The 10,609-nt window shown below is 41.6% G+C and carries 9 protein-coding genes and 1 tRNA gene; 5 read left to right on the top strand and 5 right to left on the bottom strand.

Features of this window, described 5'->3' with window-relative positions:
• Nucleotides 1-40: 40 nt before the first annotated feature.
• Entirely contained in the window at nt 41-991 is a 951-nt protein-coding gene (locus G3T18_RS04810; protein ID WP_224409391.1) for a hypothetical protein, read from the bottom strand.
• A 164-nt stretch (nt 992-1,155) separates the two neighbouring features.
• Here G3T18_RS04810 and G3T18_RS04815 point away from each other — a divergent pair, with 164 nt between their 5' ends.
• From G3T18_RS04815 to G3T18_RS04830, 4 genes are read left to right on the top strand one after another with little or no spacing between them, the layout of a single operon-like run.
• A complete protein-coding gene (locus G3T18_RS04815; protein ID WP_318013929.1) occupies nt 1,156-2,091 on the top strand; it encodes a glycosyltransferase family 2 protein in 936 nt (311 codons plus the stop codon).
• A gap of 40 nt (nt 2,092-2,131) precedes the next feature.
• Nucleotides 2,132-3,277 (top strand): glycosyltransferase family 4 protein, encoded by a 1,146-nt coding sequence (locus G3T18_RS04820; protein WP_224409392.1) that lies wholly within the window; start codon nt 2,132-2,134, stop codon nt 3,275-3,277.
• 45 nt (nt 3,278-3,322) lie between these two features.
• Nucleotides 3,323-4,399, top strand: coding sequence for an NAD-dependent epimerase/dehydratase family protein (locus G3T18_RS04825; protein ID WP_224409393.1), 1,077 nt, complete (start codon nt 3,323-3,325; stop codon nt 4,397-4,399).
• Complete coding sequence (locus tag G3T18_RS04830) at nt 4,399-5,205, top strand: WecB/TagA/CpsF family glycosyltransferase (RefSeq protein WP_224409394.1); 807 nt, start codon at nt 4,399-4,401, stop codon at nt 5,203-5,205. Before G3T18_RS04825 ends, G3T18_RS04830 begins: the two co-directional genes overlap by 1 nt.
• Before the next feature lie 203 nt (nt 5,206-5,408).
• Here the strand turns inward: G3T18_RS04830 and G3T18_RS04835 are convergent, their stop codons facing one another.
• The 3 genes from G3T18_RS04835 to G3T18_RS04845 form a co-directional block, all read right to left on the bottom strand.
• On the bottom strand, nt 5,409-6,875 hold the full coding sequence (locus tag G3T18_RS04835; protein WP_224409395.1) for a sugar transferase: 1,467 nt from the start codon (nt 6,873-6,875) through the stop codon (nt 5,409-5,411).
• 548 nt (nt 6,876-7,423) lie between these two features.
• Nucleotides 7,424-7,843 (bottom strand): secondary thiamine-phosphate synthase enzyme YjbQ, encoded by a 420-nt coding sequence (locus tag G3T18_RS04840; RefSeq protein WP_224409396.1) that lies wholly within the window; start codon nt 7,841-7,843, stop codon nt 7,424-7,426.
• Between the two features lie 176 nt (nt 7,844-8,019).
• Nucleotides 8,020-9,090: a septal ring lytic transglycosylase RlpA family protein gene (locus tag G3T18_RS04845; RefSeq protein WP_224409397.1), complete on the bottom strand. Its 1,071-nt coding sequence runs from the start codon at nt 9,088-9,090 to the stop codon at nt 8,020-8,022.
• 250 nt (nt 9,091-9,340) lie between these two features.
• Here G3T18_RS04845 and purM point away from each other — a divergent pair, with 250 nt between their 5' ends.
• A complete protein-coding gene (purM, locus tag G3T18_RS04850) occupies nt 9,341-10,369 on the top strand; it encodes a phosphoribosylformylglycinamidine cyclo-ligase (RefSeq protein WP_224409406.1) in 1,029 nt (342 codons plus the stop codon).
• Nucleotides 10,370-10,421: 52 nt separating this feature from the next.
• Here purM and G3T18_RS04855 read toward each other — a convergent pair.
• A tRNA-Cys gene (locus tag G3T18_RS04855) sits at nt 10,422-10,493 on the bottom strand.
• Nucleotides 10,494-10,609: the final 116 nt, after the last annotated feature.

The following is a 10,609-nucleotide window of genomic DNA, read 5'->3' on the forward strand; positions in this document are numbered from 1 at the left end:
CTATTTTTTTTTCAGACAAACTTGAGCGGCAAAATTATAATTATCCTTTAGCCCCAAAAAACTTTTTTATTTTTTTCCGAGCTTTATTTTTATATTTAATAAATGTACTATAACTGTCCTCCCAACGCAGTGCCAAATCTGCCTGATTTCCGCTCAAACCTTTTTCTAAATCAAGAAACTGTCGCCGACAAAAACTCATCGGATCGGCATAAGCTTTTTTCGTCGCCAGTAAAGGTTTTGGACCGCACCAATGAATAACTTTTGCTTCATTATTTTCCACAACTGGACCAGTTTCAGTAACCGGAAAACGCTTTTTCAGATCGTTTCGATCGTAATCCGGGACAATAATTTGCATATCCGCCTGTCCGAGTCTAATTTTACCCGCATCAGCCGCCCGAAACAGCATAAAATTCAAAAATCCCATCTCTCCATATTTAAAAATATGAGGATATTTTTCCGTAAAATCGAGAATTTCTATATATTCATCTAGACTAAAAATATCTCGCGTGGCAAAAAAGGTTCCCGTACAAAAATACTTATCTCGATGCACCTGCCAATTAAAATCGGGGAAATGTTTTTCAACACCTTCAATATCGAAAAAAAACTCAATTATCTCCGAATCTGGATAACCATAATTAGGTCGATCGATGACGACATCGTAATCTTGGAAATTAGCATACTTGAGAACATCTCCCCAAACATTAGTATCCGCATCCAACATCAAAAAATGCTGCCAAGGACTCTCCCAGAAAGCAACCATCTTGGTTTTTCCCCAACCAAAACTTCTTTGACGCAAAATTTGATTACTAACATTTTGGTGATTAATTACCTTCACACCATAAACATTTACTAAAGAATCAACTGGAAAAGAACCATCAACCAACAGACACAAAGGTACATCACCTAAAAAATGTCTAACACTAGCACAACAGCCCTTAGCAAATAAGTAATCTTGATAACAACAGGCAATAATAACACCAAAATCTTCCATAATTGCTGACTCTGAGTTTAAAAGTAGGCGATCGAATAGCTGAGATTAACTCATGGGGCGAGAGAGGAAAAATATTCTTCCGGAAAGATAAATTAAGATTCCGAAGTAAGTTATAACAACTAATTGAATCTTGTTATATAGTAACAAGTAAATAAGATATAAATTTGGAAATTGTCCCAAAAACGATGGAGCGCGATCGCGTAGCAGCATTACTGACCTGTTTCAACCGCAAGGCGAAAACTCTAGCTTGTCTAGAAGCACTCTACAACCAAAAACTACTCGCCAACAAGGCGAGTATAGAGGTTTATCTCGTAGACGATGGTAGTAACGATGGTACGACGGAAGCTGTCAGTCAAGCTTTCCCCCAAGTTCATATTCGCCGAGGAACGGGTAACTTATTTTGGAATGGCGGAATGCGTCAAGCTTTTACAGAAGCAATTAAGCAAGACTATGACTTTTACCTCTGGTTGAATGATGATACGCTACTCTACCCCCACGCTTTGACCAATCTCCTCGATACTCATCAGAGTTTAACCGCCCAAGGACATCCGCGTCCGCTCATTTCCGGTTCGACTCAAGATGCTGATACGGGAGAATTAACTTATGGTGGAGTGATACGGCGGAGTTTGCTGCGACCAATTAAATTTGACCTCCTCGAACCAGGAGACGAAGCCAAACCCTGCGATACAATCAACGGTAACTGCGTTCTCATTCCGCGATCGGTGGTGGAAGTAGTCGGCAACTTAGACCCAGCTTTCACCCATTATGCCGGAGATTGGGACTATGGTTTACGGGCGAGAAAACAAGGCTGTACAGTTTGGATTTGTCCAGGTTACGTGGGAACCTGTTCGCGCAATTACGTTCCTGGAGTGAAAAGACCGCCCAGAGTCAAGGCTAGCGAAGGATTGAAAAAAATTGCTCAACCAAAAGGCTTACCTTTTGAAGACGAAACTCTCCATCCCTTAAATGAATGGAAAGTTTTTGCTCAAAGATATGCAGGTCCATTTCCCTTGTGGATTGTCTATTGGTTGATACCATATAGAAGATTAGTTTGGCTCTCAGTTACCGGATTATTTCGACAAAGTAAAACCCAAACCTAAAATTGGGCATAATAATTTTGGCAGCAATTAGGGACACCCTATGAATCAAAATTTACGGGTTGCTTGGTTAGTGCCTTCGGTAGAATTGGGAGCTTATTGGCAACCAGTTTTAGCAGAATTTAAAAAAGCTTACCCGCAGACAAGATTTTATACTGGTTTAGTTTGGCCCGGATTTGACTCGAAAGTTCCGGGAGCGGATCTAATTAAAATTGTCGGCGAAATGAAGTCTTTAGAGATTAAAAAAACTGAGGGTTATAGTCGTCGGTTGATGATTCTTTCGCCGGGAATTGTTAACTATTTACTGAAGTTTAAACCTGATGTTGTTTTAGCACAGGCTTATTCTTTATGGACGTTACTAGCGTTCTTGTTTAAGCCGCTTGGGAAGTGGAAGTTTATTATTATTTGGGACGGTAGTTCGCCAAATACGGATTTTGAGGATTCAGGGATTCGTTCTTTTTTTCGTAAGTGGATTTCTAAGAGTGCAGATGCTTTTATTTCCAACAGCGAAGGCGGAAAAAAATATTTAGTAGAGGGGCTAGGGGCGCCTGCGGATAAGGTTTATAAGAAAACTTATTTAGTTCCCGATGTCCAAACTTTACAGCAAAATTCTGCTGAAGCAGAGGTGCAAAAGTTAGAGCAAAAACGCCCAATTTTTCTTTATGTAGGGCGAATTACACCCAGAAAAGGAATTAAGTCTTTGATTGAAGCTTGCTCGATTCTCAAGCAACAAGGTTATGAAAATTATAGCTTGGTTGTAATTGGGAAAGGAGAGCAAAGAGCAGAATTAGAAGCCACAATTGAAGAAAGAGGTCTGAGTGAGATAGTCACTTGGTTAGGCTTTGTGGAATATGGGAAATTAGGTGCATATTTTGAACAAGCAGATGTGTTTGTTTTCCCCACTTTAGAAGACATTTGGGGTATGGTTCCCCTGGAAGCAATGGTGTTTGGTAAACCAGTTTTATGTTCTAAATGGGCGGGTGCAGCAGAAATGGTTGTGGAAGGAGAAAATGGTTATATTTTTGACCCTTATCAACCAGAAGAATTAGCTAAATTTATGGGTCAGTTTTTGGAGAATCCGGAATTAAGCGCACAAATGGGGAAGAAATCCTCAGAGTTAATAGCGAAAACTACTCCCAAAACCGCAGCAGATGATTTTGTTGAGGTAATCTCTCTGGTGACAGAGTAAAAGTAGTTTTAACAAGCAGAAATTATTGTAGTTAAGGAGTAACAAGTGAGCGTTGCGATTATTACTGGTTCGGCGGGTTTAATTGGTTCCGAAGCTTCTAAATTCTTTGCGAAAGAAGGATTAGAAATAGTCGGAATTGATAACGATATGCGGAAGGTATTTTTTGGTGAAGAAGCCTCAACTACCTGGAACCGCAAAAGATTAGAACAAGAGTTAGGAAAACAATATACTCATTTCGAGGCAGATATTCGCGATCGCGAAGCAATTTCTAATTTATTCCAAAAGTACGGTTCCGATCTAGTTTTAATCGTTCACACGGCGGCTCAACCTTCTCACGATTGGGCTGCACGCGACCCTCACATGGATTTTACAGTTAATGCTAACGGTACGCTTAATTTACTCCAAGCAACGCGGGAATACGCCCCAGAAGCGGCTTTTATTTTTACTTCTACGAATAAAGTTTATGGCGATACTCCCAACCGCTTACCTTTAATTGAACAAGAAACTCGCTGGGAAATTGACCCCAATCATACCTATTCCCCAGGTATTCGGGAAGATATGTCTATCGACCATACTACTCACAGTTTATTCGGTGCGAGTAAAGTTGCTGCGGATGTGTTAGTGCAAGAATATGGACGCTATTTTGACATGAAAACCGCTTGTTTTCGCGGCGGCTGTCTGACAGGTCCCAATCATTCCGGTACGCAACTGCATGGTTTTCTAGCTTATTTAATGAAATGCGCTGTAACTGGGAAACCTTATACAGTTTTCGGTTATAAAGGTAAGCAGGTTCGCGATAATATTCACAGTGCTGACTTGATTAATGCTTTTAACGAGTTCTTTAAAGCACCCAGAAGCGCAGAAGTTTACAACACTGGAGGCGGACGTTACAGTAATTGTTCCATGTTGGAAGCAATTAATTTCTGTCAGGAAATTGCCGGACGAGAGTTAAATTGGACTTATTCCGAACAAAATCGGATTGGCGATCATATTTGGTGGATTAGCGATAATACACGCTTCGCAAATCATTATCCAAATTGGCAAATGAAGTACAATGTCCCGCAAATTTTGCAGGAAATTTACGAATTTAACCAAGAACGTTGGTCAAAAGAGGCAGTCTGATGATTGATGCAGGAAAACGCAATGTTATTGGGATCAAAGTTAACGTAATTGACTACGAGGGTGCCGTCGAAAGAATTATTACTGCGGCGAAAGAGAAACAAGGTTTAGCAGTTTCCGCCCTCGCAGTACATGGGGTAATGACAGGGGCTTTAGACGATACCCATCGCTACCGTTTGAATAATTTTGATTTAATTTGTCCCGACGGTCAACCTGTACGTTGGGCATTAAATTTACTTTATCAGGCAAAATTAGGCGATCGCGTTTACGGTCCTAATTTAACTTTACTTACCTGCGAACGAGCCGCCGCCGAAGGACTACCAATTTATTTATACGGTTCTCGCGAACAAGTCTTGCAACAATTCGCCGACAATTTGCGATCGCGTTACCCTAAACTAATAATTACTGGCTTTCAACCTTCTCGCTTTCGCCAAGTTTCGGCTGAAGAAAAGCTGGAAATTGCTCAACAAATTAAAGACAGTGGTGCAGCTATTACTTTAGTTGGGCTAGGCTGTCCTCGCCAAGAAGTCTGGGCTTACGAATACCGAGAATTACTCTCAATGCCTTTACTCGCCGTTGGTGCAGCTTTTGACTTCCATGCGGGAACTGTTTCCCAAGCCCCGAAAATCCTCCAAGATTTAGGGTTAGAGTGGTTTTATCGGCTGATACAAGAACCGAAACGCCTCTGGAAACGCTACGTTTTACTCAATCCCCACTACGTTTGGCTTTTGAGTTTACAAATGCTCAAATTGCGTAAATTCGACCCTGCTACAGCCATTCCCCCTACCCAGGAAATGCGTTACGGTTAGGGATTGGGGATTGGGGATTGGTGATTAGGGATTGGTGATTGGGGACTGGGAAAATCGGTTATCAGTGAATAGTTAAATAGGTGGCGATAAATAAGCTTAAAATCTCACCACCATCTTACGAATAATTACGCTCACTTAGATAACAGTTATGAGTGAATCATTCTTGTTACCCAGTCCCCAGTCCCCAGTCACCACCTCCCCAGTTAATAAGCACCTTCCTTACCTAAAACCACCTTAACCGTCTTGACTAGAATTTGGAAATCAAGAGCTAAAGACCAGTTATTAATATAAGCAACATCTAACTTAAAAGCATCCTCAAAGTCTTTAATATCCGAACGCCCAGAAACTTGCCAAAGCCCCGTAATTCCTGGTAAAACATTATGACGCATGAAATGATGCTCGGCGAAGCCTTCCACATCTCGTAAAGGTAGAGGACGCGGACCGACTAGACTCATTTGACCTAAAATCACGTTAATTACTTGAGGTAGTTCGTCTAAACTATAGCGACGGAGAAACTTACCTACCTTAGTAATGCGTGGGTCATCCTTCATTTTAAACAGGACACCACCTTTAATTTCATTTTGCGCCTCTAACTGCTTGAGCAATTGGTCAGCATTGACAACCATTGTCCGGAATTTCCAGACTTTAAAATGTCGTCCGTGTAAACCAACGCGGGTTTGCTTGTAAAATATCGGACCTGTAGAGTCAACTTTAATCGCGATCGCAATTAACAAGTAAACTGGACTCAAGACAATTAAAATTCCCGCCGCAACGACTAAATCAAAAATCCGCTTTGTCCAAAAATCGCTACCAAGCAAAGCCGGAGGGCGGAATTGAATCGTCGGCAATCCCCCAATCATCTCAATTTTCGGACTTTGATGGGGAATTTCCAAACCAATCGGCAAAATTCGGAGTAATACACCTATTGATTTTAGACTCCAATAAAGCTGCATCGGGTCGCCTAGGGACTGCCAAGAGCAGACAAACACTTCCCCTACACCTGTGTGATATATTTCTTCTAAAGTCTGCGTCCAGCGATCGCTATCTTCTGAATTTAAAACATCGTAGCGACCCATGACCTGAAATTCTTTCTTACTAACTAACTTTAAAATCAACTCGGCTCGTTCAGTATCTTCAGGACGACCCATTAAAGCAATCTTACGCCTTACTTTTCCTTCTTGACGAAGACTGGTAATAACTCCTTCCACTACCAAGCGACCTGTCAAAACCCAAATAATACTAAATAACCATGCTAGTAAGAAAGTCGAACGAGAAATAAATAACTCTGGTCGATACAAATAAGCGATCAGGACAAGAATCACTTGTGCTAAAGTTAAACTCTTAACTATCTTGAAAAAATGGCGACGGCTTTCCCTTTCGCCATACAGTCCTGATGAAGCTAAAGTAATTAAAGTTACTACTAAAATTGGCGGCAGGAATGGCGGTCCTTCGGCTGTTTTTCTAATTAGGTTAAAATCAACGCTTTCAAACCAAGGAACAATTGCTACTACTACCTTAGCCGCTTTCCAACTTAAGGAGATTAAAATCGCATCCAAAATCGCAAAGACTGCGATGCGGAACCAGGCAACCGCTACACCCCGACGAAGACTAACAGTTTTGGAAGCTCGCAGGTCTAAATTACCATATTCGGGTATCTGTTGCTTCGGCATTTTTGCTTTAGGTGGGTAATTAGACATCTTAGTTGGTATCAACCCATTTTTTTTTGAGGATCAGCTATTTGCAACTACAAGATACACCGCTCAATTATGTTACTTCTAGTATGTTATTTCTAGTTTACTAAAAAAAACCGAAAGCAAGCATTTAGCTAAACTTTACTTGACTAACGTCTCATTTTCAGGTAGCAAGATTTTTCCTGGTACTCAGACATTGGTTGCTATTGCTAATCATGACTTAGTCACCAGTTTTGCGAAAATAAGGTTAAATTAGCCAGAAATATCGCCTTTTTTCTTCGAGTCGTTGGTTTCGCTTTCAACTAACCAAGCTTTTGAGCAGAAACGCTTTTTCTCTATCGTGAGAGTCGATCTCGATCGCGAAAAGGGCTTTATTTCTTGCTGAAAAAATTAAGAAGCAACTTATTTTTGTTTTTCCCTCGAATTTTTCGTTGAGGCTGTAGCCATTTCGCGTCTTTTTTCTTCGCGAGCGAACTAGTAAATAATATTACTAAATGCTTAATTGTCAAGCTAATTGAAACAATTCGTTAATTACCGCTCACATGAACCACAATTTCGCGCTGATGAGAGTACTGTCGGTGTTCCCAAAGGTAAATTCCTTGCCAAGTTCCTAGGGTTAATCTACCGTGAGAAATAGGTATTTGTTCGCTAGTGTGAGTGAGAGCAGAACGAATATGAGCAGGCATATCGTCCGGTCCTTCAGCATTGTGAATATAGCGGCTGGGATCTTCAGGTACCAACTTAGCAAAAAAAGTTGCTAAATCTTTAAGAACGTCAGGGTCAGCATTTTCTTGAATTAATAAACTAGCAGAAGTATGGCGAATAAAAATTGTACACAAACCACTATTTACCCCTGAGTGAGCGACTACTGCCTCTACCTGACGAGTTATCTTCTGCAAAGACTTACCCTGAGTTTTAACTTTAATGATTTCTTGATAATGGTTCATATTTACTGTAAACAGTTTATTTACTCAACTTTATCAAATTCAACTTTTTCCCTTAATTGCCATCGCTGGAACAAAATAAGCTGCAACTACGTGCAGCATAATCAAATGAAGAAAAAAGTAGAGACGTTGCAAGCAACGTCTCTACTGGTAAATACAGGTAGGTGGTAGCTGCTTAACTAGCGTTCGATAATCTCTAATTGCACGGGCGCTACCCCAGAATTTAACATTCCGATCGCTCTAGCCGCACCAGCCGATAAATCAATCACGCGACCTCGGATGAACGGACCGCGATCGTTGATTCGGACAACTGCCGTCCGACCGTTATTCAGGTTGGTTACTCGGACCATCGTCCCAAAAGGTAAGCTACGGTGGGCTGCTGTCATGGCATTTTGGTTAAATCTTTCACCGCTAGCGCTGCGACGCCCGTGGAAACCTGGACCGTACCAAGATGCCATTCCTCGTTGAGATCCGGCTCGATTAATTGCTACTTGCCGTGTTGGAGTTTTGCGCTGGGGTTGCTGTTGGGGTAAACCAATTACTTCTCGTAATGGTGCCGCATTTCCCAGTAAACGACGCAGTCGGTTAGTTGCTTGTCGAGCATCTTCGGCGCGATCGCTAGTGGTATCTGGTAACATCGTTTTTTGGTCAAATGCAACTAGTTCTTCCTCTCCTACTTTGATGATGAATGAGTTGCGCTGTTCTTCCCAACTAACCACAATGGTTCGAGCATCGATATTGTCTTTGCTTAGTTGATTAATACGGGCGGCTAAACTTGTTGCTCGCCAGACGGGATCGTCTTGGGAAACATTTTTATAAGCAGAAGAGTTAGACGCGATTTCCTGGTTTCCTTCGTTGCTATATAGTGTCTGGGGAATTTCAACTTCTTCGACCAGTTTGCGATCTTCACTTCGTAGAGGTGTCGAACCAATAAACGTGATGACGGGAATTTGGTTAACGTAAACTGTCGCTGCTAGGTATCCCTGCCATTGATGGGTATAAACTTTGGTTGGTGAATTTTCGTTTTCGTCAGCTATTCTTCTGGATTGATACTCGGTAACTAGCACATCTGAGCTCGATTGAGGAGTTGAGTTAACAACTTCCAATGGTAACTTTGTTGCTAGTAAAGACTGCTCCTCTAAATCTGGATCTGCTCCTGGCTGCACTGGTGCAGTATGACCGGGTAAAGTTATACCAAAGGCGGTTGTTAGCAAGGCAGCCGTCAGGCTACTCCAAATTTTTTGATTCATACGTCCCTTATTCAAAATCTTTGGGAATAGTTTAGTTATTTGGTTGGTTGAGAAATTATTTAACTGCAACAGATTATCATGAAGTTTGAGATTTGGGATCGGGGTAATTACATTCTCATCTATCAATTTACAGATGCAGTCTGCTCTCAAATAACGCTATAATGGTATTTATGGCTTTTTCTCTCTTAAAAAAAATTAATAAAAAAATTTACAAAAATTTACAAACAATTAGAGATTGAGTTTAATGGTTATGGATTATCGCGAAGCCGGAGTAGACATTGAGGCGGGACGATCTTTTGTCGGCAAAATCCGCAGTTTGGTTGAAAGTACCCACAGAAGTGAGGTTTTAGGCAAATTAGGAGGCTTTAGCGGTTTTTTTCAACTTCCTCTAGGTTACACAGAACCAGTTTTAGTTTCAGGTTGTGATGGTGTCGGGACGAAGTTAAAAGTTGCTCAAGCTCTCGGTCGTCACGATACAGTGGGGATTGACCTGGTAGCAATGTGCGTGAATGATATTCTGACTTCAGGGGCAGAACCGCTCTTTTTTTTGGATTATTTAGCTACAGGTAAGCTGAATTCTCAGCAGTTGACTGAGGTGGTGACGGGAATCGCTCGAGGTTGTCAAATTAGCGGTTGCGCTCTTTTGGGTGGAGAAACGGCAGAAATGCCTGGTTTTTACGGTTTGGGCGAATACGACATTGCGGGTTTTTGTGTGGGAATTGTCGAAAGAAGTAGGTTACTCGCTGGTTCTCAGGTACAAGTAGGAGATGTAGCGATCGCTTTAGCTAGTTCGGGCGTTCATAGTAACGGTTTTTCCTTGGTCAGAAAAATTATTGCTGACGCTGGTGTTGATTGGGGCGATCGCCCGGAATTTCTCCAAGGTCAAACTTTAGGCGAAACTCTCCTAACACCAACTCGCATTTATGTCAAGGAAATTTTAGCAGCAATTCGTTCAGGAATTGACATTCGCGGGATGGCACATATTACTGGTGGTGGTTTACCAGAAAATCTCCCTCGCTGTTTGAATGAAAATCAATCTGTCGAGATTGATTTAGGTAGTTGGGAGATTCCAGGTATTTTTCAGTGGTTAGCGGAAGTTGGGAAAGTCAGGGAAGCGGCGATGTTTGAAACATTTAACATGGGAATCGGTTTTGTGGCGATCGTGCCACCAGAGCAAGCAAAATCTACCTTAAGTTGGATGCTTTCTCAGAATGTTTTAGCTTATCAAATTGGCAAGGTAGTAGCAGGAAATGGCACTGTGTTAGGACTTCCTGAATAAAACAAAAATCCCGCCAACCCTAAAAGCTGAAGGGACTTGATTTTCTTTCTCAAGGCGGCACCCAGATTCGAACTGGGGGATAAAGGATTTGCAGTCCTCGGCCTTACCACTTGGCTATGCCGCCTAGTTGCTTCAGTTTTTTAGTATACCAAAAGAAAGAACATTTGTAGTTGCTCGCTGGGTAGAAATCGGCGATCGCCACTCCTAGCGCTTCAATCTCCTAACTAGACACCATAGCCT

The organism is Oscillatoria salina IIICB1 (assembly GCF_020144665.1).
Taxonomy (GTDB): domain Bacteria; phylum Cyanobacteriota; class Cyanobacteriia; order Cyanobacteriales; family SIO1D9; genus IIICB1.